The following is a 25,346-nucleotide window of genomic DNA, read 5'->3' as shown; positions in this document are numbered from 1 at the left end:
ACGCGGCGTCAGGGCTGATACGCGAAGCACCGCCAGAAGAAGAAGCGCCGGACCGTCCGGCCGTGGCGCACGATGGGGAGCTCGCCCGCGGCCTCGCAGCGCTGGAACGGGAGCTCGTCCGGCGCCCGGAACTTGAGGTCGTCGCAGAAGTAGACCGCGTCCCGTCCGCGGAGCGCCTCCGGGGAGGTCCACTCGTCGTACTGATCGCGGCGCCCGCCGAGGCGGGTCACCTCGAGGCCGTCGCCGCCGTAGAAGGCGGCGAGCGCGGAGAGCTGGAGTCGCCGCGAGAACACGAACGGCCGCGCGCCGGCGCCGGAGGCCTGGAGCCCGCGCAGCCGCGCGCCGACCTCCTCCCAGCCGACGAGGTCCGTCGCGAAGTCGAGGCGCGGCGGGAGCGGCAGCGCGAGCGAGATCGCCTGGACGTAGAACACGAGCGAGAGGGCGAGGCCGAGCCCCGCGGGCGCGAGGCGCACGAGCCGCGAGCGGCTCTCGAGCAGCGCCGCCGACGCGGGGATCATGAGGGTCAGGAAGGCGGGGCCGAACCAGTTCGGGTTCACGTAGGTGAACAGCGAGGCCACGGTGAAGAAGGCGAGGGAAGGCGCGGCACACCCGAAGACGAGCGCGGCCGCAGCGCTGCCCGCGCGCGCGGCGCGCCCGCTCCGCGCGAGCCCGACGAGGCACGCCGCCCAGACGAGCGGGGACAGGCTCTGCTGGGCGGCCAGGAAGCGCGGGACGGTCCGCCACGGGCGGAACGCGCCGCCGTGGCGCTCCACGAGCTGGAACAGGAACGACTCCCAGCCGTGCCGGGCGTTCCACAGCACGACCGGCGCGAACGCGAGCGCCGCGATGGCGAGCGCGAGGTACGGCTCCTTGCGCCGCAGCCACGCCCGGTGCGGGGTGAGGAGCAGGAAGAGGAGGATCCCCGGCAGGAGGAAGACGTCGGTGTACTTGGACAGGAGGCCGAGCCCGGCCGCGAGGCCGGCCGCGTACCACAGGCGCGGCGCTCCGTTCACCGCCCGCCACGCGAGCCAGGCGGTGAGGATCCAGAAGAACGTGGCCGGCGCATCCGGCGTGGTGAACACGGCGCCGAGCCCGAAGAGCGGCGCGGCGTTGCAGAGCAGGACCGCGCCCCACGCCACGTCGCGCCGGCCCGGGACGAGGTCGAGCGACAGGCGGAGGAGGACGAGCGAGGTGGCGGCGGTGAAGAGGAGGGCCGGGAGGTGGACGGCGAGGGTGCCGTGTCCGAGGAGGCGCGTCGAGACCGCCAGGATCCACGCGACGAGCGGCGGGTGATCGTAGTAGCTCGCGGCGAGCCGGCGCGACCACTCCCAGTAATACGCCTCGTCGTTGAACAGCCCGAGCCACGGGAGGATCGCGAGCCGGAGGAGGAAGAGGACCGCCACGGCCGCGGCCGCGAGCACGTGCGAGCGCGCGGGCGCCCGGACGGGCACGCTCGCGCGGGCGGGCGCGGCCGCGGAGCGCGAGGCGAGGGGCGCTCCGCCCACGCCGGCGCGCGCGACGAGCGGCGGCGCGGTCGCGCGCGCGGAGTCCGGCGCCGTGGACGGCGAGGGTTCCATCGGCGCGCGAGGGTAGCGCGTCGCAGTCGCTCCGGAGCGCCTGGCGCCGCTGCAAAGACGGGGCTCTGCGGCCCCCCGGCGGGCGCCGGTGCGCCGAGCTGCGCGCGCGGCAAGCCGCCGCGGTCAGTGAACGCTCTTCCCCTCGCCGCCTCCCCGGATCTCGATGCGCTTGCTCTGCGCGCGTCCCTTCGGAAGGGGCAGGGAGACCTCGAGCACTCCGTTCTCGAACCGCGCGTCGGCCTGCTCGGGATCCACGCCCTCGGGGAGCGGGATGGCGCGCCGGAAGGATCCGTAGCTCCGCTCGGAGCGGTAGAACCCCGCCCCCTCCTCCTTCTGCTCGCGCCGGCGCTCGCCCTCGATGACGAGCGCATCGTCCTTCACCTCGACGTGGAGATCGTCCTTGGAGAGCCCCGGCAGGTCGGCCCGGACCACGAGGTGGCCCTCGCGCTCGAGGACGTCGATCTCGGGAGTCCAGAGCCCGCCGCGGGAGAGCGCCTCGCCCCCCCGCTCACCCCGCGGCATGAGCCCGCCCATCCCGAACCCCGCGTCCTCGAACATGCGATCGAAGTCGTCCATCATCCGGCGCATCAGCGAGAACGGGCTCATCGTGAAGAGATCGGAGCCCCGGAGCATCGGCGCTCGCGCCTCCCTGCGGGAGAGGCCTCCGCCCGTCCGCTGCTCCCCGGCGCGCTCCATCCCCTGCTGCTTCGGCGTCTCGCCCGCCTTCGCCGCCCGCTGCTCGCCCCCCGCCTGCCCCTGCGCCTTCTTCTGCTCCGCTCCCGCCGGGTTCTCGTTCGCCATGACCGCTCCTTCCGGACTCGCGTCCGGGCATGGTTCCGCGGCGTGTCGCGCACGCCCGCGTGGATGGGTCGGCTCGACGGTGGTGATCCGCGACCGGCGCCGCAAAGCCCCTCGCGCATTCGCCCGCGCGGACCTGGCGCGGCCGGAGCGGCGCCCGGTGAGCGGGCGGCGGCCTGCGCCACGCCCGCCCGAGGGGCTCCGTTCGCGCAGGATGGAGGAGAGCTTCAGGCCGCCGCGGCCGAGGGGGCGACTGCCGTGGCGGGGCGCCGCCAGAAGCGCAGCGCGAGCGCGAGCGTCGCGAGCTGCACGACGGCGACGAGCGCCACGCAGGCGGGCCAGCCGCCCGCGTGCCACGCGAGCGCGGGGAGCGCGCCGCCCGCGCTGCCGCCGAGGTAGTAGCAGGAGACGTACACACCGGAGGCGGCGGAGCGCATCTCGGCGGGCGCGGCGGCCTGGAGGTGGCTCGTGGAGGCGGACTGGCTCACGAACGCGGCGGAGCACGAGAGCGCGAGGCCGATCCCGATCACCCACAGGGAATGTACGAGCGTGAGGCCCCCGCCCGCCAGCGCTCCGGCGAGCGCCGCGGCGAGGCCGGCGCGCGGGCCGACGCGGTCGATCCAGCGGCCCGCGAACGGGACCACGAGCGCGCCGACGAGGTAGACCGAGAACATCCAGCTGAGCGCGCCGGCCCCGAGCCGGAACGGCGGCTCGGAGAGGTAGAGGGTCACGTACGTGAAGGTGGCGACGAGCGTGAAGAGGACGTTGAAGCCCACCGCGAACGTCGCGAGCAGGCGCGGATCGTCGAGGCGGCCGGCGAGGGCGCGCAGCGCCGCGAGCGGCGGGCCGCGCCGCGGAGCCGGGCGGCGCTCCGGCGGGAGGCCGCGGGCGACGGCGAGCGCGCCCGCGAGCGTGATCGCGCCGAGGGCGACGAAGGCGGCGCGCCAGCCAGCGCGCTCGGCCACGAGCGCCGCGACCACGCGGCCGAGGAACCCGCCCACGACGTTGCCGCTCACGACGATCGCCATCCCGCGCGCCAGGCCGCCCTCCGCCCACTCCGCCGCGACGTACGAGATCGAGACGGCGTACACGCCCGGGACGGCGAGGCCCTGCGCGAACCGCCACGCGAGGAGCGACCGCATGCCGGGGGCCGTCGCGGCGAGCAGGGTGGGGACGGACAGCGCGAACAGCGACCCCACGATGAGCCGGCGCCGCCCCACGCGCTCCGCCAGCGCGCCCACGAACGGCGAGGCGAGCGCGATGGCGATGGGCGGGGCGCTCACCGTGAGGGCCGCAGCGGCCTTGGAGACGCCGAAGGCCACGCCGAGGAGCGGCAGGAGCGGCTGCGTCGCGTAGACGTTCAGGAACGCGCAGATCCCGGCGAGCGCGAGCGAGAGGAGCGCGGCGACCGGGCCGGGTGGCCGGGGAGCCTGGGGCGGGAGAGGGCGGGAGGGCATCGCTGACCGGGCGCGGCCCGGGACGCGTGAACTTGCCGCGGCGGTCAGCAAGACGTCCAATATATCTTTCGTCGCGAATGATACTCTGGAGGTCTCACCGTGGAGCTCCGACACCTCCGCTACTTCGTGGCCGTCGCCGAGGAGCTGCACTTCGGCCGCGCCGCGGCGCGGCTCCACATCGCGCAGCCGCCGCTCAGCCAGCAGATCCGGCAGCTCGAGCGCGAGCTCGGCTTCGAGCTGTTCCTCCGGACGAACCGGCGGGTCCGGCTCACCGAGGCGGGCGGGACCTTCCTGCTGGACGCGCGGGGCATCCTCGAGCGCGTCTCCCGGGCGGCCGAGTCGGCGCGCCGGGTGGCGCGCGGCGAGGTGGGGTCGCTCGCGGTGGGGTTCGTCGCGTCCGCCACCTACGCGCTGCTCCCGCGCCTCGTCCGGACGTTCCGGCAGCGCCACCCCGAGATCGCGCTCACGCTCACCGAGCTCTCCACCGCCGAGCAGGTGGCGGCGATCCGGGCGGGCTCGATCCAGCTCGGCCTCGCCCGGCCGCCCGTCGGCGACGAGACGCTCCGGGAGGACCCGCTCGCGGAGGAGCCGCTCGTCGTGGCGCTCGCGGCACGCCACCCCCTCGCCGCGCGCCGCGCGCTCTCCCTGCACGCGCTCGCCGAGGAGCCGTTCGTGCTCTTCCCGCGCCAGCCACGGCCGGGCTGGGCGGACGAGGTCGTGAACGCCTGCCGCGCGGCGGGCTTCCGCCCCGAGGTCGCGCAGGAGACGCTCGAGCTGTCGACCACCGTCGCCCTCGTCGCGGCCGGGATCGGCATCACGCTCGTCCCCGAGTCGGCGCAGACGGTCCGGCTCCCCGGCGTGGTCTACCGGCCGCTGCGGAGCCCCGCCCCGCGCACGCGCCTCGTCGCCATCCACCGGCCCGAGGACCCGCGCCCGGTGGTGCAGCGCTTCCTCGCGGTCGCGCACGAGGTGATCGGCGCGGGCGCGGGCGGGCGCGGCTGAGCGACGTTCACTTCCTGGCCACGGGAGCGCGCGCGGCGCCGCCCTTCCAGCGGACGGGCGGGGGCCCTCGCGGGCGGCGCAACCGGGACCCGGGCCGGCTGCCCTGGCAGGCGAGGCTCCGCTCGCGCGCGGCCCGCCCGCTCTGGCAGACTGCGGGCGTGCGCGACGCGCTCGACTACGACTTCATCGTCATCGGCTCCGGCTTCGGCGGCGCCGTCTCCGCCCTCCGGCTCAGCGAGAAGGGCTACCGCGTCGCGGTGCTCGAGATGGGGAAGCGCTGGGGTCCGGATGACTTCGCGGCCACGAACTGGAACGTCCGCAAGTCCCTCTGGATGCCGCGGCTGCTCTGCTACGGCATCCAGCAGATCTCGGTCCTGAAGCACGTGCTCGTGCTGCACGGCGCGGGCGTGGGCGGTGGCAGCCTCGTCTACGCGAACACGCTGCTCGAGCCGCCGGCGCGCGCGTTCGAGGACCCGCGCTGGCCGGCGGGCGTGGACTGGGCGGCGTCGCTCGCGCCCCACTACAGGACCGCGCGCTTCATGCTGGGGGCGACCCCGGCGCCGGAGACGTTCCCGGCCGACGAGCTCTTGCGGCAGGTGGTGGAGGAGGAGACGGGGCGCGGGAGCACGTTCGCGCGCCACACGGTGGGCGTGTACTTCGGCGAGGCGGGCCGGACGGATCCGGATCCGTTCTTCGGCGGGGAGGGGCCTCCGCGCACCGGCTGCACGCTGTGCGGCGGCTGCATGACGGGGTGCAAGCACGGCGCGAAGAACACCCTCGACCGGAACTACCTCTTCCTCGCCGAGCGGCGCGGCTGCGTCATCCACCCGGAGACGAAGGTCCTCGACGTGCGGCCGGCGCCGGGCGGCGGCTACGAGGTCCGCACCGTCCGCTCCACGCGCCCGCTCTCGCGGCGGACGCGGGTGCTCCGCGCGCGGGGCGTGGTCTTCGCCGCCGGCGCGCTCGGGACGGTGAACCTGCTCCTGCGCTGCCGGGAGCGCGGCAGCCTCCCGCGCCTCGCCGCGCCGCTCGGCGACTACGTGCGGACGAACAGCGAGGCGCTCCTCGCGGTCACCGCGCGGGGGGACGCCGTCGACTACAGCCGCGGGATCGCCATCACCTCCGGGATCGACGCCGACGCGGACACCCACGTGGAGATCGTCCGCTACGGCAAGGGCCACGACGCGATGGCGCTCCTGTCGACGCACCTCACCGGCGCCGGACCGCCCTGGCCGCGCTGGCTCCGCTGGCTCGGCAACGCGGTCCGCCATCCCCTCGACTTCGTCCGCGCCCACTGGCCTTTCGGCTGGGCGCGACGCACGGCGATCCTCCTCGTGATGCAGCCGCTCTCGAGCCACATGCGGCTGCGGCTCGCGCGGCGGCCCTGGGGCAGGGCGCTCTCGAGCGAGCTCGCCCGGGGCCAGGCGCGGCCCCCGACGTACATGCCCCTCGCGAACGCCCTCGCCGCGCGGATGGCGCGGAAGATGGGCGGCGTCCCGCAGAGCGGCCTCCACGAGGTGTTCCTCGGCGCCTCCAGCACGGCGCACATCCTCGGCGGCGCGACGATGGGTGCCACGCCGGAGGACGGGGTGTGCGATCGGACGGGGCGGATCTTCGGGTACGAGGACCTCTACGTGGCGGACGGGAGCCTCGTGCCGGCGAACCTGGGCGTGAACCCGTCGCTCACCATCACGGCGCTGGCCGAGCACGTGATGAGCGGGATCCCGGTGAGCGGGGAGGGTGCGGGGAAGCCGGCGCCGCGGCCGGGGTGACGGATGGGTGGGCGGTCGAGGTCGCGGTCGAGCGCCTCGCTCGCGAGCGCGGCGAGGTGCGGCTGGCCTGCCGGCGCCGTCGGCCGCCCGCGGCGGGACGTTCGCCTGCCGAGCGTCCGCTCAGCGCGCCGGGCGCGCCGCGGCGTCGAGCCCGGCGAGGAGCTCGCGGTGAAGGGCGACGAACCCGGCGCCCCGCGCGCGGAGCGCCCGGGCGAGCGCGCCCGGGAGATCGAGCGCGCGGTTCGCCCGGACGCGCGCGGCGTGCTCGGTCCGGACGTCGTGCGGGATGCGGAGCGACCAGTTCGCGCCGGACACCGTCCCCGGCACGTTGTACGGCGCTCGCGAGCCGAGGAGGTCCGTGAAGTGGACCATCACGTGCCGCGCCGGCCCGACGAACAGCTCCGCGAAGCGCGCCTGCGCGAGCGCGGCAGGATCCGCCGCGATGGCGCGCGCCCAGGCCGCGCGATCCTCGTTCTCCGCGAGGAGACGCGACGCGAGGTGCTCGGCGTGCCGCCCGGACGCTCCCGTCTCGACCCAGCGCTCCGCCTTCGTCCACACGGTGGGCGTGTCGTGGTTCCCGAGCATGATCCAGTCCTCGGGTTTGGCGTTCTCCCCGCGATAGACGTCGCGAGGATCGTCGAGGTTCGCCTTCTGGGTCACGCGGAACCGGCCGAGGCCGTGCCGCGCGATGACGCGCGCGAGCGGGTACGGCTGCGTGCTCAGGATCTCGCAGGCGACGTCGCGCGGCTCGGGCACCGCATCCATGATCACGTCGAAGAGCGCCCCGTAGCGCGCGACCTGGTCCTCGTCGAGCGAGACCACCCGGTCGTCCGCGTGCCGTGGCACGCCGGGGTTCACCTGGTCGGCGCGCGCGATCGCGAGGGCGGCGAGCTCCGGCAGCTCGGGAGAGCAGAAGAGCCGCGCCCCCGCCCGGACCGCCGCGCCGGGCTCGCCGCCGGCGCGGTAGACCCACGGCGCGACGAGGCCGTGCGGGTGATCGACGCGGAGCCCGTCGTGCTCCGCGAGCACCTTGCGGACTCGCGCGCGCAGGAACCGGACGACCGGCCCGTCCGCGCGCCCGCCCGACGCGTCCGTCTCGAAGTAGCCGCGCGGATCGAGCACCGCGAACCCCCACGGCTGGCCCTCCGGGTCGGTCCTGCTCGGCGGCGCGCCCATGCGCCATCCGTCGAGGACGAGCCCCTGCGCCGCCCAGACGTCGCGCTCGGACATCCCCACCTGGAGGTCGGCGTGGAGCGCGAGCCCGAGGGCGCGGGCGCGAGCGCGGAACGCGGCGTGCTGCTCGTGCGCGAGGAGCTGCACGAGGGCGTGGTCCTCGACCTCGCCGCGGTGGCGCGCGAGCAGGGCCTCCCGGCGGCTCGCGCCGGCCGCCCCGGCGCCGGGCCCCGGGGCGAAGAGCTCGCGGTCCTCGCGGCTCGGCCACGCGCGCCAGCTCGCGCCACCGTGCTCCCGCTCGAGCACCTCGTACAGCGCGTCCGGGACGAGCCAGCCGGCGTGCTCCGCGCGGAATGCCGTGAGCCGCGCCGCGAGCTCCGCAACAGGGCCCCCCGCGCCCGCCGCGCGCGCGGCGCGGAACCGCGCGGCGACCTCTGCGAGGGCGCGCCGCATCGCGGCGAACGCGTAACCGTACGCCACCCGGTCGCCGCCCGGCCGCGCGGCGACGAGCTCGGCGAGCGTCTCCTCCCGGAGCAGGCACGCCCACTCCGGGCGCGTGAGCGGCGCGAGCGCGATCGAGAGCGGATTGCGAGAGAAGAGGGTGCCGTCGTAGGGCGACGGATTCGACGCGGAGGTGGCGCCCGAGGGGCCGAGCTGGAGGCCGTCGAAGCCGAGCGCGGAGGCGAGCTCGAGCAGCTCGACAGCGCCGTCGGCCGAGGGCGAGCCGCGGCCCACGTCCTCGCCGGGGAGAGTGGGGAAGGCGGCGTCGTGGACGCCGAGGAGGAGGCGGCGGATGCCGAGCGCTTCGAGCGCCTCACGGACGAGCCGCCGGGCGGGGGGGGACAAGGCGGCGAGAGGCTAGCACGGACCACGAGCGGAGACCTTGCACGGCGGGGGAGCGGGAGGGCGGACGGGGGGGAAATGGGCGAGGGGGCGGGCGACCGCGACCGCGACCCGACCTCGACCTCGAACCTCGACCCCTGCCCGCCCGCGAACGGGAGATGTCCGCCCGGCCGCTCCCGCGCCGGACGGCAGCGCGCCATGCGCGGCGCGGTGGGCCACCCACAGATTGCACTCGAGCCCCGCGCCCGAGAGGTGGACATGGCCAAGCGCGCACGCCCGGAGGCGGCCCAGCCGCCGGCCGAGCGCCCGCCACGCGTCGTCATCGAGAACGTCGCCCCGGAGATCGACGCCGGCCGCTTCCCGGTGAAGCGGACGGTGGGGGAGCAGGTCGTCGTCGAGGCGGACGTGTTCACGGAGGGGCACGACGCGCTCGTGGCCGTCCTGCGCCACCGGCGCGAGGGCGAGCCCTCCTGGACGGAGGTCGCGATGGCGCCGGTGGGGAACGACCGCTGGCGCGCGTCCTTCGCCGTCCGGGCGCTCGAGCCGCACCGCTACACGATCGAGGCCTGGGTGGACGCGTTCGGGAGCTGGGCGCACGGCTTCGAGAGGAAGCTGGCGGCCGGCGCGGTCGAGCCCGTGGACCTGCTCGTCGGGGCCGAGCTCGTCGAGCAGGCGGCAGCGCGGGCGGAGGGCGACGAGGGCGCGCGGCTGCGGGGCTCTGCGGCGGCGCTCCGGGGGGATGCGCCGCTCGAGGAGCGGGCGCGGCAGGCGCTCGATCCGGAGCTCCGGCTCGCCGTCGCCCGTCACCCGGATCGCAGCGGCGCGGCGCGCCATGCGCGGGAGCTCGTCGTCTCGGTGGATCGCGAGCGCGGTCGCTTCAGCGCCTGGTACGAGCTGTTCCCGCGCTCGGCGTCGCCCGAGCCCGGCCGCCACGGGACCCTGAGGGACGTGGTCGATCGGCTGCCATACGTCGCCTCGATGGGCTTCGACGTCCTCTACCTCCCGCCCATTCACCCGATCGGGCGCGCCTTCCGCAAGGGCCGGAACAACAGCACGGAGGCGACGCCGGTGGACGTCGGCAGCCCGTGGGCGATCGGCGGGCCCGAAGGCGGGCACACCGCGATCCACCCGGAGCTCGGCACGGCGGAGGACTTCCGGCGGCTGGTCTCGCGGGCGCGCGAGCTCGGCCTGGAGCTCGCCCTCGACGTCGCGTTCCAGTGCTCGCCGGATCACCCGTGGGTGAAGGAGCATCCGCAGTGGTTCCGGCGCCGCCCGGACGGGAGCGTCCAGTACGCGGAGAACCCTCCCAAGAAGTACCAGGACGTCTACCCGCTCGAGTTCGACAACCCGGACTGGCGCGCGCTCTGGTCGGCGCTCCTCGACGTCGTCCTGCACTGGGCGGACGAGGGGGTGCGGATCTTCCGGGTCGACAACCCCCACACGAAGCCGTTCCGCTTCTGGGAGTGGCTCATCGCCGAGGCGCGGCGGACGCGGCCCGACCTCGTGTTCCTCGCCGAGGCGTTCACGCGGCCGAAGGTGATGTACCACCTCGCGAAGCTCGGCTTCACGCAGTCCTACACCTACTTCAGCTGGCGCAACACGAAGGGGGAGCTCACGCAGTACCTCACCGAGCTCACGCGCAGCCCGGTGAAGGACTTCTTCCGCCCGAGCTTCTGGCCCAACACGCCGGACATCCTCCCCGAGCCCCTCCAGTACGGCGGCCGGCCGATGTTCCAGGCGCGGCTCGTGCTCGCCGCGACGCTCGCGGCGAGCTACGGGATCTACGGCGCCGCGTTCGAGCACATGGAGGGGCGCGCCGTGCGCTCCGGGAGCGAGGAGTACCTCGACTCGGAGAAGTACCAGCTGCGCAGCTGGCAGCTCGACCGCGAGGACAGCCTGCGCGACTTCATCGCGCGCGTGAACCGCATCCGCCGGGAGCACCCGGCCCTCCAGTCGAACGAGCGCCTCGCGTTCCACCCGATCGACAACGAGCAGCTCATCGCCTACTCCAAGGCGAGCGAGGACCTCTCCGATCTCGTGCTCGTGGTGGTGAACCTCGACCCGCACCACGTCCACGCCGGCTGGCTGGAGCTCCCGCTCGAGCTGCTCGGGCTGCGCGGCGACGAGCCGTACCAGGTCCACGACCTGCTCGGCGGCGGCCGGTACCTCTGGCACGGCGCGCGGAACTACGTGGAGCTCGATCCGGCGAGCGCGCCGGCCCAGATCTTCCGCATCCGCCGCCGGGTCCGGACCGAGCGCGACTTCGACTACTTCATGTGAACGGGCCGAGGGGGCAGATGGAGGAGTCGCTCGCGACGATCACGACGGGTGGGCCGTGGGACGGGATCCTGGAGCCCGGCCCGGCGCGGGAGCGCCTCGAGGAGGTGCTGCCGCGCTACCTCCTGGGCCGGCGGTGGTTCGGCGGGAAGGCCCGCCACATCCTGCGGGTGGCGGTCCTGGACGTCGCGCGGATCGGCTCGGGGCCGGGAGCGCCGAGCCTCGTGCTCCTCGCCGTCTCGTACGCCGAGGGCGCGCCGGAGGTCTACTCGCTCCCGCTCGCCTTCGCCTCCGGCGCAGCGGCGGACCGCGTCCGCGCGGACCTCCCCGGAGCGGGGGTCGCGGCGCTCCGCGCCGGCGGTCAGCCGGGCCTCCTCTACGCGACGGATCGCGACCCGGCCTTCTCGCGCGCGCTCCTCGACGCCATCGCGCACGGCCGCACGTTCCGGGCGCGCGCCGGCACGCTCGTCGCCTGGCCGACGCAGGCGTTCGCGCGCGAGGCGCCCGGGGTCGAGGCGCTCGCCCCGGCGCCGCTCGGCGCAGAGCAGAGCAACACCTCCATCCGCTTCGGCGAGCGGCTCGTCCTGAAGCTCTTCCGTCGCACGGAGGCGGGCGCGAACCCGGAGCTCGAGGTCGGCGAGTACCTCACCGAGCGGGCCGCGTTCCCGAACGTCCCGCCGGTGCTCGGCGCGGTGGAGTACCGGCCGTCGAGCGGCGAGCCCCGCGCGCTGGCGCTCCTGCAGGCGTTCGTCCCGAACCAGGGCGACGCCTGGACCTTCACGCTCGGCGAGCTCGCCGCGTTCCTCGAGCGCGCCGCCGGCACCGCGCCGCCCGCGCCTCCCGCCGGTCCCCTCGTCGAGCTCGCCGGCCGGGCGCCGCCGCCGGAGCTCCGCACGCTCGCGGCGCCGTCGCTCGACTCGGCCGGGCTGCTCGGCCGCCGGACCGCGGAGCTGCACCTCGCCCTCGCGCGCGGATCGGACGACGAGGCGTTCCGGCCGGAGCCGTACTCGCCGGAGGACCGGCGCGCGCTCCACGACGGGGCGGTCCGTCAGGTCCGCGGCGCGCTCGCGCTCCTCCGCGCGCGGCTCGGGACGCTCGCGCCGGACGTGCGCGCGCGCGCCGAGGCGATCCTCGCGCGCGAGGACGACCTCGAGCGGCGCCTGCGCTTCGTCCTCGAGCGACCGCTCACCGCGCTGCGCACGCGGACGCACGGCGACTACCACCTCGGCCAGGTGCTCTGGACGGGGCGTGACTTCGTCGTCATCGACTTCGAGGGCGAGCCCGCGGCGCCGCTCGCGGCCCGGCGCGCGAAGGGGTCGCCGCTGCGGGACGTGGCAGGGATGATCCGCTCTTTCCACTACGCGTCGTGCCAGGGGGCTGCTCGGCGCCCGGCGAGCGCGGGGGGTCGCCCAGAGGACGGGGGCCGGGCCGAGGCGTGGGCGCGGGTGTGGTATCCCTGGGTCGCGGCGGCGTTCCTCCGCGCGTACCTCGACGTCGCCGAGGGCGGGCGCTTCCTCCCCCGGGCCGGCGCGGAGGTGCGCGCGCTGCTCGAGCTGCACCTCACTGAGAAGGCGCTGTACGAGCTCGCGTACGAGCTCAACAACCGGCCGGAGTGGGTGGGGCTGCCGCTGCTCGGGATCGCCGGGCTCCTCGCCACCGAGCCGGATCGAGACCGGGAAGGGGAGGAGAGCTTGCCGAGGAAGGGAACGAGGGACGCGCCGCGCGCCGCCGCGCGCGCCGCAGGGCGGGCGCAGGAAGACGCGCCGGGCGAGGTGCTCGCGCGCGGTGGTCCCGGAGAGCTCGACCGGCACCTGTGGAACGAGGGGACGAACCACCGCGCCTACCGGACGCTCGGCGCGCACCTCGGCGCGTTCGACGGCGTCGAGGGCGCGTCCTTCACGGTCTGGGCGCCGAACGCCGAGCGCGTCTCCGTGATCGGAGACTTCAACGGCTGGGACAAGGCGCGCCACCCGCTCCGCCGCCTCGACGACTCCGGGCTGTGGCAGGGCTTCTTGCCCGGCGTGAAGAAGGGCGCGGTCTACAAGTACCACCTGCGATCGCGCGAGCGCGGCTACGAGGTGGACAAGGCGGATCCGTTCGGCCTCATGCACGAGGCCGCGCCGGGGACGCAGTCCGTCGTGTGGGACCTCGCGTACGACTGGGGCGACGACGCCTGGATGCGCTCGCGGCGCGAGCGGAACGGGCTCGCGAGCCCGATGAGCATCTACGAGGTGCACCTCGGCTCGTGGCGGCGCGTCCCGGAGGAGGGAAACCGGTCGCTCACTTACCGCGAGCTCGCGCCACTCCTCGCAGATCACGCCGCGAGGATGGGCTTCACCCACGTCGAGCTGCTCCCGATCACCGAGCACCCGTTCTACGGATCGTGGGGCTACCAGACGACGGGCTACTTCGCGCCGACGAGCCGCTACGGCACGCCGCAGGACTTCATGTTCCTCGTGGACACGCTCCACCAGCGGGGCCTCGGGGTGATCCTGGACTGGGTCCCGTCGCACTTCCCGACCGACGCGCACGGGCTCGCGTACTTCGACGGCACGCACCTGTTCGAGCACGCGGACCGACGCCAGGGCCACCACCCGGACTGGGACAGCTTCATCTTCAACTACGGGCGCAACGAGGTGCGGAGCTTCCTGCTCTCCTCGGCGATGTTCTGGCTCGACGCGTACCACGTGGACGGCCTGCGCGTGGACGCGGTCGCCTCGATGCTCTACCTCGACTACTCGCGCAAGGCGGGCGAGTGGATCCCGAACCGTTACGGCGGCCGCGAGAACCTCGAGGCGATCGCGTTCCTCCGCCGCTTCAACGAGGTCGTGTACGCGGAGCACCCCGACGTCCAGACCATCGCCGAGGAGTCCACCTCGTGGCCGATGGTCTCGCGCCCCCTCTACGTCGGCGGCCTCGGGTTCGGGATGAAGTGGGACATGGGGTGGATGCACGACACCCTCGCGTACATGGGCCACGATCCCGTGTTCCGGCGCTTCCACCACAACGAGGTGACGTTCCGGATGATGTACGCGTTCTCCGAGAACTTCGTCCTCGCGCTGTCGCACGACGAGGTGGTCCACGGGAAGCGATCCCTGCTCGACCGGATGCCGGGCGAGGGCCGGCAGAAGTTCGCGAACCTGCGCCTCCTCTTCGCGTACCAGTGGGCGCAGTCGGGCAAGAAGCTCCTCTTCATGGGCGGTGAGCTCGCGCAGGGCCAGGAGTGGAGCCACGAGCGGAGCCTCGACTGGCACCTGCTCGAGCGGGAGCAGCACGAGGGCGTGAGGGCCTGGGTCGAGGACCTGAACCGGCTCATGCGCGAGAGCCCCGCCCTGCACGTCCGCGACTTCGACGCGGGCGGCTTCGAGTGGATCGACGCGAACGACGCCGAGGCGAGCGTGCTGTCGTTCCTGCGCAGGGGAGGGGAGGCCGATCCCGAGATCCTCGTCGTCCTCAACTTCACGCCGGTGCCGCGCCAGAACTACCGGGTGGGCGTGCCGCGCGGCGGGTTCTGGCGCGAGGTCCTGAACAGCGACGCGTCCCGCTACGGCGGCGCCGGCTTCGGCAACCTGGGCGGGCAGGAGGCGGCGCCGGTGGGCGCGCACGGACGGCTACACTCGCTCACCCTCACGCTCCCGCCCCTCGGGGCGCTGTTCTTCCGCCGCGAGCCGGGCGCCTGACGCCCCGACCCTCCGGCGCCCTGCCGGACCAAGGCGGGCGGGCGGGCAGCACCCGTCGCGTCCGCCGGCGCCCCGGACCTCCCGGCCCGCGGCGGGCGAAGGGCGCCCGGGCCCCCTTCGGCCGCCGCCCCGGTTCCGCTATCCTGCGCCGGTATGCCTGCGGAGGTGCCGAAGCCGAGGGTCCTGGTGGTCGACGACGATCACGCCAACCTGCGCACGTTTCGCATCGTGTTCCGGGCGGAATACGACGCGACGCTCGCCCTGTCCGGAGACGAGGCCCTCTCCGAGCTGGCCGCGGGGAGCTTCGACGTCGCGCTCGTGGACTACGCGATGCCGGGCATGAACGGGCTCGAGCTGCTCGTCCGGATGCAGCGGGCGCACCCGGAGGTCGGCCGCGTCATGGTGACCGGCTACCCCGATCACCCGGAGCTCGCCGAGGCCGCGCGCACCGGGATCGCCGCGGCGGTCGTCATGAAGCCGTGGGATCGCGACGACCTCCAGCGCACGCTCGACGAGCAGGTCCGGATCGCGCGGGCGCGGCGCGCGGGGGCCTCCGGCGGCGACGCGCCGTGAGCGCCGGAGCCGCGAGCCCGGACCTCGAGGCCGGCTTCGAGGCCTCGTGCCTCGCGCGGGAGCGCTGGGAGGGCACGACCGCGGTCGTCCTCTCCGCGGTGCTCATCCCGCTCTGGATCGTCTTCGACGCGCTGCTCGAGCCGGAGTGGGTGCAGCCCTTCACCGCCATGCGCCTCGCGGCGACCGCGGTGGCCTCGATCTGCGTGGTCGCCATCCGCCGGGCGCGGACGACCCGCGGGCTGCGCGCGTGGGTCGTGCTGGCGCTGGCGGTGGGCGGCGCGTCGATCGCCCTGATGCTGCCGCACGTCCGGCACTTCCCGGCCTACGTCTTCGGCTTCTCGCTCTTCTTCTGGGGGGCGGGGGCGATGTTCTCCTGGCCGGCCCGGTGGTCCCTCGCGCTGTTCGGGTTCCTGCTCGCCGTGATGTCCGCGGGGTTCGCCGTGTGGCCGGACGCCCGCGAGCTCGCGGACTTCGTGGCGGCCGGCTTCTACATCGGCAGCGCGGGGGTCATCGCGACGATCATGACGCTCGTGCGCAGCCAGCTCGTGCGCGACGGCTTCGTCGTGTCGCACGAGCTCGCGATGCGCAACGCCGACGTCGAGCGCACGCTCGAGCAGCTCCGCGACGCGCAGGCGCGCCTCGTCGCCTCGGAGAAGCTCACCGCGCTCGGGCGGCTCCTCGCCGGCCTCTCCCACGAGATCAACAACCCGCTGAACGTGCTCCACAACAACCTCGACCCGCTCGGCGCCTCGCTCGGAGGCTTGCTCGAGGTCGCGCGCGCCGCCGAGGCCGCGACGGCCGCGGACCTGCCCGCGCTGCGCCGGCGATGCGCCGAGCTCGACGTGGACACCACCTCGAAGGACGTCCGGGACGCGACCGAGATGATGCGCGCGGCGATGGAGCGGGTGCGGCAGGTTCACGCCGATCTGCGGGCCTTCATCCGCGGGGACGCGCCCGGCATGGTGCTGGGCGATCCCGGGGAGGGGCTCCGCGCGACCGCGACGCTCCTCTCGCGCAGGTTGCCGGAGGCGGTCCGCGTGGAGGTGGACGTGGGCCCGCTCCCGCGGACTGCCTTCCAGCCCGGACAGCTCAACCAGGTCTGGCACAACCTCGTCCAGAACGCGCTCGACGCCGTCGGGGACGCGGGCACCGTCACGGTCCGGGCGCGCGCGGTCGGCGACCGGATCGAGGTCACCGTCGCGGACAGCGGGCCGGGTGTCGCGCGGGAGCACCAGGCGCGCCTCTTCGAGCCTTTCTTCACGACGAAGGGCGTCGGGAAGGGCACCGGGCTGGGGCTCGCGATGAGCTACCAGATCGTCGAGCGCCACGGCGGGGCCATGTTCCTCGACGGCGGCTACACGAACGGAGCCCGCTTCGTGATCCAGCTCCCGGTGCGCGCCGCGTCCGCGCTGCCGGTCCTGGCCGGGAGCGACCCGGGCGCGTCCCGCCGCGCGGGGTAACACGGCCGCGACTCCGTCGCCGCCGACCCGGACGAGCCGCCCCCGTACGGCGGACGGCCGGCGAGGAGGGTGAGCGTATCCTCGACGCACGCGGCGTGTGCTCCCGCCTCGTCGAGGAGGATCTCCCGTGCGTGCCACCGCCGCTCTCGTCCTCGCCGGCCTCGCCCTGGCCGGCTGTCACTCCGGCGCGGGCGGGCCGGAGGTCGCGATCGCCCGCGTCGGCCTCGACCCCATCGCCGGGTGCGAGGACCTCGCCCGCGCCCTCCGGGATCGCCTCGTCGCAGACATGGACCGCGCCCTGGACGCGAACCTGGCGACCGCGCTCGAGGGGCGCTGCTGGGCCTACGGCGGCGCGGTCCCGCCCCTCGCGCCCGCGGGCGACGCGGGCGACGGGGGCGGCGCGAAGGCCTTTTCCGACACGAACGTCCAGGTCGCGGGCGTGGACGAGCCGGACCTCGTGAAGACCGACGGGAACCTCGTCTACGCGATCGGCGACGGGCGCCTCCAGATCGTGGACGCCTGGCCCGCCGCGGAGGCGCACCGGATCGCGGCGGTCGAGGTCGAGGGGACGCCGCGGCGGCTCCTCCTCAACGAGGGCCGCGTCGTCGTGTTCTCGTCGCTCTCGGCGCCCACCCCGGAGCCCGGCCCGACCCCGGTCCCGCCCTCGGGCGGCGGCGGGGTGCCCGTGCCGGGGGGCACGACCGCGAGCCCGGTCGCCGTGCCGGCCGGCGACTGCACCTACGGCTACGACTGCGTGCCCACGGGCGACGGGAACCCCTCGAAGATCACCGTGCTCGACGTCTCGGACCCGGCCCGGCCGCGCGTGCTCCGCGAGGTGACCTTCAACGGCTCGTACCTCGCGGCCCGGAGGATCGGCGCGTCCGTCCACGCCGTCCTCGCGCTGCCCGAGCGGACGGTGCCGGGCCTCGCGTACTGGCCGAGCACGTTCGTATGCGGTGACGGCACGTCGCCCCGGGCGATCCGCGAGGCCTTCGAGGAGCTCCGCCGCGCGAACCGCGCCCTCATCGAGGGCGCGGAGCTCGGCGCCTTCGTGCCCGCGGTCCGCGACGTCCGCCACGACGCCGGCGGCGACGCCGTGGACGCGGACGTGCTCGGGGCCTGCCCCGGCTTCCACGCCTCGGCGGAGGGGCTGGGGGTCGGGTTCGTCTCGATCGCCTCGCTCTCGACGGACGGCGAGGGCCCGCTCTCGGTGACGACCGTGCTCGGCCGGCCGGGCTTCGTCTACGCCGCGCCGGCGGCGCTGTACGTCGCGTCGCCGCACGCCTGGCGCGGCGGCGGGAGCTGGTTCTGGGGGGAGCCAGAGGCCTCCCCCGAGGCCACGACCGTGCACGCGTTCCAGCTCGCGGACGCTCCCGGGCCGCGCGCCGAGTACCGCGCGAGCGGCGTCGTCGAGGGGCGGGTGCTGAGCTCGTTCTCGCTGGACGAGCACGCGGGGGCGCTCCGGATCGCCACCACGACCGGCCACTCGCCGGATCCCGCCGCGCACAGCGCGGTGGCGGTGCTGCGGGACGCGGGCGGGGTCCTCGAGGAGGTCGGGCGGGTGGACGGCATCGCCCCCTCGGAGGACATCCGCTCCGTCCGCTTCGACGGCGCGCGCGGGTTCGTCGTGACCTTCAAGAAGACCGATCCGCTGTTCGTGCTCGACCTCGCGGATCAGGCGGCGCCCGCCATCGCCGGGGAGCTGAAGGTCCCGGGCTTCTCCACCTACCTGCACCTCATGGATCCGGACCACCTCCTCACCCTCGGCTACGACGCGTCGGACCAGGGCGGGTTCGCCTGGTTCACCGGGATCCAGCTCCAGCTCTTCGACGTCGCCGATCCCGCCGCGCCGGCGCTCGCGTACCGGGAGCTCATCGGTACGCGCGGGTCCACCTCGCAGGCGGTGACCGACCACCTCGCCTTCAACTACTTCGCGGAGAAGGCGCTCCTCGCGCTGCCCATCGTCATCTGCGAGGGCGGCGACCCGGCCGGCGGCTACGGCGACCTCATGACCTTCAGCGGGCTGCGGGTCTACCGCGTCCGCGCCGACGCGGGCTTCACCTACCTCGGGGGCGTGGCGCACGCGACGCCGGAGACGCCCGAGACCTTCCGCGACGCGTGCTCCGGCTGGTGGACCGACGCGAGCACGCCGGTGAAGCGCAGCCTGTTCCTCGAGGACTTCGTGCTGTCGTTCACGGACGGCGAGGTGCGTGTCCAGGACACGCGCTCGCTCGGCGCGGATCTCGCGCGGATCGACTTCACCGCTCCGTGACGGCCTCGCCGGGACCGCGCGCCGCCGCGGCCCGGCGACGGCGCGCGCGCACCGCCCAGGCGACGAGGGCCGCGAGCGCCACGGCCGCGAGGATCCCGAGCTCGACGCGCCGCAGGTCGCGGTGGGCCTCCGCGAGGTGGTGCGAGGCGAGGTAGCCGACCGTGACGACGAGGGGGACGGAGACGAGCGCGGAGAGCCCGTCCGCGAGGAGGAAGGTCAGACGCCCGACGCCGTGGGTCCCCGCGAGCGCGAAGGCCGGCAGGCGGAGCCCGGAGGTGTGGCGCGCGACCACGATGGTCCAGAACGCGTGGCGCTCGAAGTGCCGCTCGAGCCACGCGCGCCGCCCCGGCGTGAGCACGCGCCGCACCGGCCGGCTCTCCATGACCGCGTCGCCGTGCCGCCGGGCGAGCGAGTAGAAGAGGAAGTCGCCGCCGACGATCCCGACCCAGCAGGCGACGACCGACGGCACGAACCGGAGGTAGCCCTGGTGCGCGAGGACGCCGGCGGTGAGCTGGGTGAGCTCCTCGGGCAGGGGCACGCCGACGCCCGCTCCCACGAGGAGCGCCAGGATGGCCCCGTAGCCGAAGTGCTCGACGAACCGCTCGACCATCGAACGGTAAGGTAGCCCTCGCGGCGGTCAGCGGTAGTCGGTGAGCTTGCGGCGCGTGCCGCCGAGCCGCGGCTCGGTCTTCGCCTGGCACGCCGGGCAACGGGTCGCGTAGGGCATCACCGCGAGCCGCCCGGGCGCGATCTCCTCGTCGCAGTCCTCGCACAGCCCGAAGTCCTCGGGGGTGTTCGCGAGCTTCGCGAGGGCCCGATCGATCCGCGCGACGAGCTCCGCCTGGCCCTTGTTGCGCTGCGAGGCGAGCACCTGGAGCATCTCGGAGAGCGCCTGCGCGTCCTCGTCCGCCACGCCGGTCGTGGCGGGATCCGTCCGGTTGGGCTCGATCCGGGCCGGGCCGGTCCGGAGGAGCTCGGCGCGGAGCCGCTCGAGCGTCTTCTTCACGTTCGCGCGCTGCCCTGGGGTCATTCCGGTACACGACTACCGGAAGCCGGCGCCGGGCGCCAGCCGGAGCCGCGGCCCGGTCGAGGTATTCTCCGGGGCCATGGTCTGGCACGTCACCGTGGACGGCAGCCCCGCCTGCACCTCCTCCCTCCTCGGTCCGGACGAGCGGCTCGAGCCGCCCGTCTGCGGCACCCGCAACCGCGACCGCGCGGAGGACTACGCGCGGCTCCTGCGCGAGCGCCACCCGGAGGCGACCGTGGAGGTGGTCGCGCACGGCTGCCCGATGCGCGGAGAGTGAGCGGCCGGCGTGGCCATGGAGAGTGGCCGGGCCACGTCCGCACGGTTAGTTGGAGGCCGGCGGGGATCCCGAAACGAACGTCCGAGGCCCTCATGCGCGCCATCCGCTATCACGGTCCGAAGAAGCCGCTGCAGCTCGAGGAGATCGCCACCCCCGCTCCCGGCCCCGGCGAGGTGCGGGTCCGGGTGACCGCGGCGGGCGTGTGCCACACCGAGCTCCACTTCCTGTCCGGCCTGCTCGACCTCGGCGTGGCGCCGCTCACCCTCGGCCACGAGATCGTCGGACGGATCGAGCGCGTGGGGGAGGGGGTCGAGCCGGCGCGCGTGGGGGAGCGGGTCATCGTCTACTACTACTCCGGCTGCGGCCGCTGCCTGCACTGCCTGCGCGGCGACGAGAACCTGTGTGACGCCCTCCGGGCGGAGCACGGCTTCGTCACCGACGGCGGCTTCGCCGAGTACGTGCGGGTCCCCGCGCGGAACGCGGTCCCGCTCCCGGACGCGATCTCCGACGCCGACGCGGCGCCGATCGGCTGCGGCGTCACCACCGCGGTCCACGCGGCCGGCCTCGCGCGCGTGGGCCTCGGGGACTGGGTGGTCGTGTACGGCGTGGGGGCGGTGGGGTTCGGGCTCGTCCAGGTGGCGCGGCTGCGCGGCGCGCGCGTGATCGCCGTCGGCCGGACCCCGCGGAAGCTCGAGGCCGCCCGCGCGCTCGGCGCCGACGCCACGGTGCGCGCCGGCGAGGAGGACGTCGCCGCGCGCGTCCGCGAGCTCACCTCTGGCCGGGGCGCCGACGTGGTGTTCGAGCTCGTCGCGACGCGAGAGACGATGGCCGCGAGCGCGCGCTGCCTCGCGAAGCGCGGCCGGCTCGTCTTCGTCGGCTACTCCGAGGACGCGCTCGAGATCCACCCGATCCAGCTCGTGGTCGGCGAGCAGAGCGTCCTCGGCTCGGTGGGGAACACGCTCGCCGAGCTGCGGGAGGCGGTCGAGCTCGTCGCCCAGGGGCGGGTGAGGACGATGGTCGACCGCGTGCTCCCGCTCGAGCGCTTCCAGGAGGGCGTGGACGCGCTCGCGGACGGGACCCTCCTCGGCCGGGCCGTCCTGAAGCCCTGAGGTTGGCGCGGGTGGCGCTAGGCCGCCGCGCTCATCCGCCGAACTCGGAGCGGGCGGACGCCATGCCGAGGCCGGCGATGGGGGTGACACCCTCGCAGCGCATCCACTCGCCGGTGTCGAGCACGACCGCGTCCTCGTGCGTGCCCGCCGGCATCACGAGCTTCCGCTCCTGCAGGAGCACCTCGTCAACGAAGATCGGCACGCCGAACATCGCGAACGGCGGCTCCGCCCCGGCCTCGCACGGCTCGAAGCGCGGCGTGAACTCCGACTCCGCGACGAGCTCGGCCGGGCGCCCCGTCGCCTCCTCGAGGGCCGCGAGGCTCACGCGGTCGGTGGCCGCCACGACGGCGAACGCGATGAGGCCGTCGAGGCTGACGACGACCGGCTTGGCGACGCGGTGGCCGCTCACGTGCTCGGCAGCGGCGAGCTCCTGCGCGGACATCGCCGTGCGGTGGGTGTGGTGCTCGTACCCGCGATGGCTCTCGCGCAGGTGCGTCTCGATCAGCGATGGGATCATGGCCCGTCCTCCTTGCCGTACATGCGCATTCTGCGGCCGACGCGCCTCCCTCGCGGCGGCTCGCGTGGGCGGTCCCCGCGGGCGGGGAGCCGGCCGGCGGGCGCTCGCGTCGAAGCGCCGCGGGCACGCGTTCGCGGGCCCCGCCGCTCGGGCGCGGGGGGTCCGGAGACGGGACGGCCGCGCCTTCAGGGCGACGAGGCCGCGGGGGTCTGCGGCGTCGCCGCGTGCCCCGGGCGGACGAGCGAGATGGCGAACAGCACGGCGCCGACGAGCGCGTTGCTGACGCGGGCGATGCCCGAGACGTTGGTGAGGAACAGTGCCCCGATCGCGAGCAGCACCGCGACCACCGAGATCACGTAGCGCAGGCCTGGCTTGCCCTGCGCGGCGAACGCGGCGACGGCGACGACGAGCGCCGAGATGGCCGTGAACGCGGTGGAGAACGGCGTCTGCGGGAACGCGAAGGCGGAGATGAGCAGCCACGTCGCAAAGATCAGGTTCAGGGTGACGAAGCGCATCGACAGCCTCCTTCCGCGAACGAGCGTCGGCCGATCGGTGGCCCGCGTCGAGGTGGCCTCCCGGAGCCGCTCGGACGCGGGACGCGGTCGCGGGCGTCCGTGCCTCCGGGCGCCCTTCGCCTCGCCTGCACCGGGCCCCTGGATCCCGAGGGGGCCGGTGTAGAGTCGCACGCGTGAAGACCCCCGATCGACGGCTCCTCCTGCGGGCGAGCGGCTTCTCCTGAGGCCCCGTGGCGGGCCTCGGCTGAGGCACCGTGCTCGCGCCCGTGCTGGCGCGCCTGTCCCTGCTCCCCGAGCTCGCGCGCGCCCAGGTGGACGCCGCCGGCCGGCTGTTCCTGCTCGAGCTCGCGCCCGGCGCCGATCCGGACGGCGCCCTCCGCGCCGCGCGCGCCGTCCTCGGCGATCGCGCGCGGCCGGTCGCCGACGTCGAGGCGCAGCTCGAGAGCCGCGCCCGGGGCGAGCGCTGGTTCACGGCGGAGGACATCCGCGGGCTGTCCTACGTCGAGGCGCGCGTCCTCGCGGCTCGCGTCTGCGACCGGGTGCTGCGGGAGGTGCCGCTCGAGCTCGCGCAGGCGGACCGGCTCGAGGATGCGGCGGTGATCGAGATCCGCGCCGCGCTCGATCGCGTGCACGACGAGGGCGGGCGGACGTCGAGCGCGTGGTTCGACCCGGCGTGGCCCGCCATCGCCGCGGCGATCGCGGCGCGCCTGCGGAGGGGAGTGGACGCGGACGGGCTCGTCACGCTCCGCGAGGCGCTCCTGCGCGCGCGCACCTGACGGCGAGGCGCGGGCTCGGGGCGGTCAGCGCAGCGCGCGGATCGCGCCGGCGACCACGGCGAAGTGGCAGGCCGCCGCGGCCACCACGAGCAAATGGAAGATCTCGTGGAACCCGAACACCGCGGGGAACGGATCCGGCCGTCGCAGCGCGTAGATCACCGCACCCACCGTGTACAGGAGCCCGCCGCCGAGGAGGAGCGCCAGGGCCGCGGGGCCGATGGCGGCGTGGAGCGCCGGCACCACCGGCACGACGAGCCACCCGAGCAGCACGTACAGCGCGGCCATGAGCGCCTTGGGGGCGGTCACCCAGGCGATCGAGAGCCCCACCCCCGCGGCGGCGCCGAGCCAGACCGCGGCGAGCAGCGGTCGCCCGCGGTCGCCGAGCAGGAGGCACAGGGGCGTGTAGGTCCCGGCGATGAGGAGGAAGATCGCGGAGTGATCGACGCGCCAGAGGATTCGCCGCGCCCGGGCAGACCAGGTGGGGCGGTGGTACACGGCGCTCGCGAGGAAGAGCGCGAACAGGCTCGCTCCGTAGGTGAGTGCCCCGGTGCGCGCGGTGCCCGTCTCCGCGTGGACGAACAGCAGCGCCCAGGCCGGAGCCGCGAGGTACGCGGCGATCTCGTGTGAGACGCCGCGGAGCCGCGGCTTCACGCGCGCCACCTCCGTCACCCCTGCCATCCGCTCCCCCGCCATCGCCGCTCCTCCGTCCTCTCTCGAGAGTTGCGGTGACCGCGTCACCGGGGCGTCATCGCGGCGCGACCGGACGGGGCGATGCCCGCGCGGTCGCGCGCAGCCGGGGGGGGACCGCGCGGGGGAGGGTGGGGCGGCGGGCGCGCCGCCGCGCTATCGCATCCTCCGTGGGCACGCTCCGCCTCTTCGGCGCGACGCACCTCGCGATCCTCGCCGCCGTCCCCGTCGTGGCCGCGGCGCTCGCGGCGGCGGCCCGCGCCCGGCCCAGCCTCGCGCGGCCCCTCTGCCGCGCCATCGCCGCGGTGATCGCCGTGAACGAGCTCGTCTGGTACCGGCACGGCGTGTCGCTCGGCTGGCTGAACCCTCCGCACGGGCTGCCGCTCGACCTGTGCGACGTCGTGCTCTGGCTCGCGGTGTACGCGCTCGCGACGCTCAGGCCCTGGGCGCTCGAGGCGGTCTACTTCCTCGGCCTCGCCGGGAGCGGCATGGCGCTCGTCACGCCGGACCTGGCGGACGTGCCGTTCCCGTCCTACGCCGCCATCCAGTTCTTCCTCGCGCACGGGGCGATCGTCGCCTCGGTGCTGTTCTTGGTCCTCGCGGGGCTCCTCCGCCCGCGGCCGGGGGCGTGGTGGCGCACGCTCCTCGGCGTGAACGCCTACGCGCTGGCCGTGGGGGTCGTGAACGCGCGCTTCGGCACGAACTACATGTACCTGTGCGAGAGGCCGCGCTCGGGGACGCTCCTCGACCTGCTCGGCCCGTGGCCCGTCTACATCCTCGGCGCGGACGCCGTCGCGGCCGTGCTCCTGTTCCTCCTCTCCCTCCCATTCCGTGGCGGGAAGGGTCGACGGAGCCGCGCGCCGGGCGAGCTTCGGCTACCATGAGCGGGTGCAAGGCGACGCCGCCCACATCACCGACATCGCCCGCGTGATCCAGCTCGCGGTCGCGCCCGTGTTCCTCCTCACCGCGATCGGCACGATCCTCTCGGTCCTGTCCGGGCGGCTCGCCCGCATCGTGGACCGCGTCCGCATCCTCATCGACCGCGCGTCGAAGCTCCCGCGGGAGGAGCTCGGCTGGATCGAGCGGGAGATCGAGACGCTCCTGCGCAGGCGCCAGCTCGTGAACCTCGCCATCACCTCCGGCACGAGCGCCGCGCTCCTCGTGTGCGTGCTCATCGCGAGCGCCTTCGTCGGCTACCTCGTCGGCGTCGACTTCTCGATCTTCCTCGCCGTGCTGTTCATCGCCGCCATGGGCGCGTTCGTCTCCGCGCTCGTCCTCTTCCTGCGCGAGATCCTCATCGCGGTCTCCACCCTCAGCTTCGAGCTGCCCGGGGAGCGCGAGGCGGCCGGACGCGAGCGCTGAGGAGCGCTCCCCTCCTGCGATCCCCGGGGCGGCCGGGCGCGCGCGTCTCGACGGCGCCCGGACCGTCCGGCGACGGCGACTCGCGGTCGAATCCGCTAGCGGCGGCCGGCGCGGCGCGTGCCGCGCCCGCCCGCGCGGCGGCGGCTGGCGGCGCTCTTGCGCCTCGCGCCCGCGCCGCGGCGGCGGGGCGCG

21 protein-coding genes are annotated in these 25,346 nt (G+C 75.1%); 12 read left to right on the top strand and 9 right to left on the bottom strand.

Going from position 1 to position 25,346, the window contains the following annotated elements:
- Positions 1 to 8: 8 nt before the first annotated feature.
- The 3 genes from MLV88_RS02330 to MLV88_RS02320 all read right to left on the bottom strand — a co-directional run bounded on the left by MLV88_RS02330 (position 9) and on the right by MLV88_RS02320 (position 3,832).
- A complete protein-coding gene (locus MLV88_RS02330; protein WP_243336731.1) occupies positions 9 to 1,577 on the bottom strand; it encodes an ArnT family glycosyltransferase in 1,569 nt (522 codons plus the stop codon).
- Positions 1,578 to 1,700: 123 nt separating this feature from the next.
- Positions 1,701 to 2,378 carry an Hsp20/alpha crystallin family protein gene (locus tag MLV88_RS02325; protein WP_242341203.1) on the bottom strand — a complete coding sequence of 226 codons (678 nt, stop codon included), beginning with the start codon at positions 2,376 to 2,378 and terminating at the stop codon, positions 1,701 to 1,703.
- 224 nt (positions 2,379 to 2,602) lie between these two features.
- Positions 2,603 to 3,832, bottom strand: a complete 1,230-nt coding sequence (locus tag MLV88_RS02320; RefSeq protein ID WP_242356078.1) for an MFS transporter — start codon at positions 3,830 to 3,832, stop codon at positions 2,603 to 2,605.
- A 99-nt stretch (positions 3,833 to 3,931) separates the two neighbouring features.
- Here MLV88_RS02320 and MLV88_RS02315 point away from each other — a divergent pair, with 99 nt between their 5' ends.
- Complete coding sequence (locus MLV88_RS02315; protein WP_242340294.1) at positions 3,932 to 4,834, top strand: LysR family transcriptional regulator; 903 nt, start codon at positions 3,932 to 3,934, stop codon at positions 4,832 to 4,834.
- Between the two features lie 158 nt (positions 4,835 to 4,992).
- Positions 4,993 to 6,606, top strand: a complete 1,614-nt coding sequence (locus tag MLV88_RS02310; protein ID WP_242340295.1) for a GMC oxidoreductase — start codon at positions 4,993 to 4,995, stop codon at positions 6,604 to 6,606.
- Positions 6,607 to 6,726: 120 nt separating this feature from the next.
- Here the strand turns inward: MLV88_RS02310 and MLV88_RS02305 are convergent, their stop codons facing one another.
- A complete protein-coding gene (locus MLV88_RS02305) occupies positions 6,727 to 8,625 on the bottom strand; it encodes a 4-alpha-glucanotransferase (protein ID WP_242340296.1) in 1,899 nt (632 codons plus the stop codon).
- A gap of 255 nt (positions 8,626 to 8,880) precedes the next feature.
- Here MLV88_RS02305 and MLV88_RS02300 point away from each other — a divergent pair, with 255 nt between their 5' ends.
- From MLV88_RS02300 to MLV88_RS02280, 5 genes are all read left to right on the top strand, one after another.
- Complete coding sequence (locus MLV88_RS02300; protein ID WP_242340297.1) at positions 8,881 to 10,902, top strand: alpha-1,4-glucan--maltose-1-phosphate maltosyltransferase; 2,022 nt, start codon at positions 8,881 to 8,883, stop codon at positions 10,900 to 10,902.
- Positions 10,903 to 10,919: 17 nt separating this feature from the next.
- Complete coding sequence (gene glgB, locus MLV88_RS02295; protein ID WP_243336730.1) at positions 10,920 to 14,579, top strand: 1,4-alpha-glucan branching protein GlgB; 3,660 nt, start codon at positions 10,920 to 10,922, stop codon at positions 14,577 to 14,579.
- 165 nt (positions 14,580 to 14,744) lie between these two features.
- Entirely contained in the window at positions 14,745 to 15,152 is a 408-nt protein-coding gene (locus MLV88_RS02290) for a response regulator (RefSeq protein ID WP_242361401.1), read from the top strand.
- The gene (locus MLV88_RS24430; RefSeq protein WP_242361398.1) at positions 15,149 to 16,612 is read left to right on the top strand and encodes a sensor histidine kinase; all 1,464 of its coding nucleotides are present in this window, start codon (positions 15,149 to 15,151) and stop codon (positions 16,610 to 16,612) included. The genes MLV88_RS02290 and MLV88_RS24430 overlap by 4 nt, the downstream gene beginning before the upstream one ends.
- 127 nt (positions 16,613 to 16,739) lie before the next feature.
- On the top strand, positions 16,740 to 18,884 hold the full coding sequence (locus MLV88_RS02280) for a beta-propeller domain-containing protein (protein ID WP_243336729.1): 2,145 nt from the start codon (positions 16,740 to 16,742) through the stop codon (positions 18,882 to 18,884).
- Here MLV88_RS02280 and MLV88_RS02275 read toward each other — a convergent pair.
- Positions 18,871 to 19,494 (bottom strand): DedA family protein, encoded by a 624-nt coding sequence (locus MLV88_RS02275; RefSeq protein ID WP_242361393.1) that lies wholly within the window; start codon positions 19,492 to 19,494, stop codon positions 18,871 to 18,873. The genes MLV88_RS02280 and MLV88_RS02275 overlap by 14 nt on opposite strands.
- Before the next feature lie 27 nt (positions 19,495 to 19,521).
- A complete protein-coding gene (locus MLV88_RS02270) occupies positions 19,522 to 19,914 on the bottom strand; it encodes a TraR/DksA family transcriptional regulator (RefSeq protein WP_243336728.1) in 393 nt (130 codons plus the stop codon).
- A 76-nt stretch (positions 19,915 to 19,990) separates the two neighbouring features.
- Between MLV88_RS02270 and MLV88_RS02265 the strand changes: the two genes are divergently transcribed.
- Entirely contained in the window at positions 19,991 to 20,188 is a 198-nt protein-coding gene (locus MLV88_RS02265; RefSeq protein WP_242361388.1) for a hypothetical protein, read from the top strand.
- 92 nt (positions 20,189 to 20,280) lie between these two features.
- The gene (locus MLV88_RS02260) at positions 20,281 to 21,297 is read left to right on the top strand and encodes a zinc-binding dehydrogenase (RefSeq protein WP_242361386.1); all 1,017 of its coding nucleotides are present in this window, start codon (positions 20,281 to 20,283) and stop codon (positions 21,295 to 21,297) included.
- Between the two features lie 31 nt (positions 21,298 to 21,328).
- Here the strand turns inward: MLV88_RS02260 and MLV88_RS02255 are convergent, their stop codons facing one another.
- Together MLV88_RS02255 and MLV88_RS02250 are read right to left on the bottom strand one after the other, a co-directional pair.
- Positions 21,329 to 21,814, bottom strand: coding sequence for an aminoacyl-tRNA deacylase (locus MLV88_RS02255; RefSeq protein ID WP_242361385.1), 486 nt, complete (start codon positions 21,812 to 21,814; stop codon positions 21,329 to 21,331).
- Positions 21,815 to 21,999: 185 nt separating this feature from the next.
- Complete coding sequence (locus MLV88_RS02250; RefSeq protein ID WP_242340307.1) at positions 22,000 to 22,329, bottom strand: hypothetical protein; 330 nt, start codon at positions 22,327 to 22,329, stop codon at positions 22,000 to 22,002.
- Between the two features lie 254 nt (positions 22,330 to 22,583).
- Here MLV88_RS02250 and MLV88_RS02245 point away from each other — a divergent pair, with 254 nt between their 5' ends.
- The gene (locus MLV88_RS02245) at positions 22,584 to 23,105 is read left to right on the top strand and encodes a hypothetical protein (RefSeq protein ID WP_242371770.1); all 522 of its coding nucleotides are present in this window, start codon (positions 22,584 to 22,586) and stop codon (positions 23,103 to 23,105) included.
- Between the two features lie 24 nt (positions 23,106 to 23,129).
- Here MLV88_RS02245 and trhA read toward each other — a convergent pair whose 3' ends face one another.
- The gene (trhA, locus tag MLV88_RS02240; protein ID WP_242340309.1) at positions 23,130 to 23,798 is read right to left on the bottom strand and encodes a PAQR family membrane homeostasis protein TrhA; all 669 of its coding nucleotides are present in this window, start codon (positions 23,796 to 23,798) and stop codon (positions 23,130 to 23,132) included.
- Between the two features lie 164 nt (positions 23,799 to 23,962).
- Between trhA and MLV88_RS02235 the strand changes: the two genes are divergently transcribed.
- Together MLV88_RS02235 and MLV88_RS02230 are read left to right on the top strand one after the other, a co-directional pair.
- Entirely contained in the window at positions 23,963 to 24,676 is a 714-nt protein-coding gene (locus MLV88_RS02235; protein WP_242371773.1) for a YwaF family protein, read from the top strand.
- Between the two features lie 4 nt (positions 24,677 to 24,680).
- Complete coding sequence (locus MLV88_RS02230; protein WP_242361377.1) at positions 24,681 to 25,154, top strand: DUF2721 domain-containing protein; 474 nt, start codon at positions 24,681 to 24,683, stop codon at positions 25,152 to 25,154.
- Positions 25,155 to 25,346 lie beyond the last annotated feature (192 nt).

The sequence above is a fragment of the Anaeromyxobacter soli genome (assembly GCF_022808855.1).
Lineage (GTDB): Bacteria > Myxococcota > Myxococcia > Myxococcales > Anaeromyxobacteraceae > Anaeromyxobacter > Anaeromyxobacter soli.
The sequence above is the reverse complement of the archived record's forward strand: the minus strand, read 5'-3'. Positions and strand labels throughout refer to the sequence as shown.

Coding starts and splice junctions, on each gene's coding strand:
- MLV88_RS02325 (WP_242341203.1), bottom strand. CDS start 2,378: ATGGCGAACGAGAACCCGGCGGGAGCGGAGCAGAAGAAGGCGCAGGGG.
- trhA (WP_242340309.1), bottom strand. CDS start 23,798: ATGGCGGGGGAGCGGATGGCAGGGGTGACGGAGGTGGCGCGCGTGAAG.
- glgB (WP_243336730.1), top strand. CDS start 10,920: ATGGAGGAGTCGCTCGCGACGATCACGACGGGTGGGCCGTGGGACGGG.
- MLV88_RS02265 (WP_242361388.1), top strand. CDS start 19,991: ATGGTCTGGCACGTCACCGTGGACGGCAGCCCCGCCTGCACCTCCTCC.
- MLV88_RS02300 (WP_242340297.1), top strand. CDS start 8,881: ATGGCCAAGCGCGCACGCCCGGAGGCGGCCCAGCCGCCGGCCGAGCGC.
- MLV88_RS02320 (WP_242356078.1), bottom strand. CDS start 3,832: ATGCCCTCCCGCCCTCTCCCGCCCCAGGCTCCCCGGCCACCCGGCCCG.
- MLV88_RS02250 (WP_242340307.1), bottom strand. CDS start 22,329: ATGCGCTTCGTCACCCTGAACCTGATCTTTGCGACGTGGCTGCTCATC.
- MLV88_RS02275 (WP_242361393.1), bottom strand. CDS start 19,494: ATGGTCGAGCGGTTCGTCGAGCACTTCGGCTACGGGGCCATCCTGGCG.
- MLV88_RS02260 (WP_242361386.1), top strand. CDS start 20,281: ATGCGCGCCATCCGCTATCACGGTCCGAAGAAGCCGCTGCAGCTCGAG.
- MLV88_RS02330 (WP_243336731.1), bottom strand. CDS start 1,577: ATGGAACCCTCGCCGTCCACGGCGCCGGACTCCGCGCGCGCGACCGCG.
- MLV88_RS02270 (WP_243336728.1), bottom strand. CDS start 19,914: ATGACCCCAGGGCAGCGCGCGAACGTGAAGAAGACGCTCGAGCGGCTC.
- MLV88_RS02255 (WP_242361385.1), bottom strand. CDS start 21,814: ATGATCCCATCGCTGATCGAGACGCACCTGCGCGAGAGCCATCGCGGG.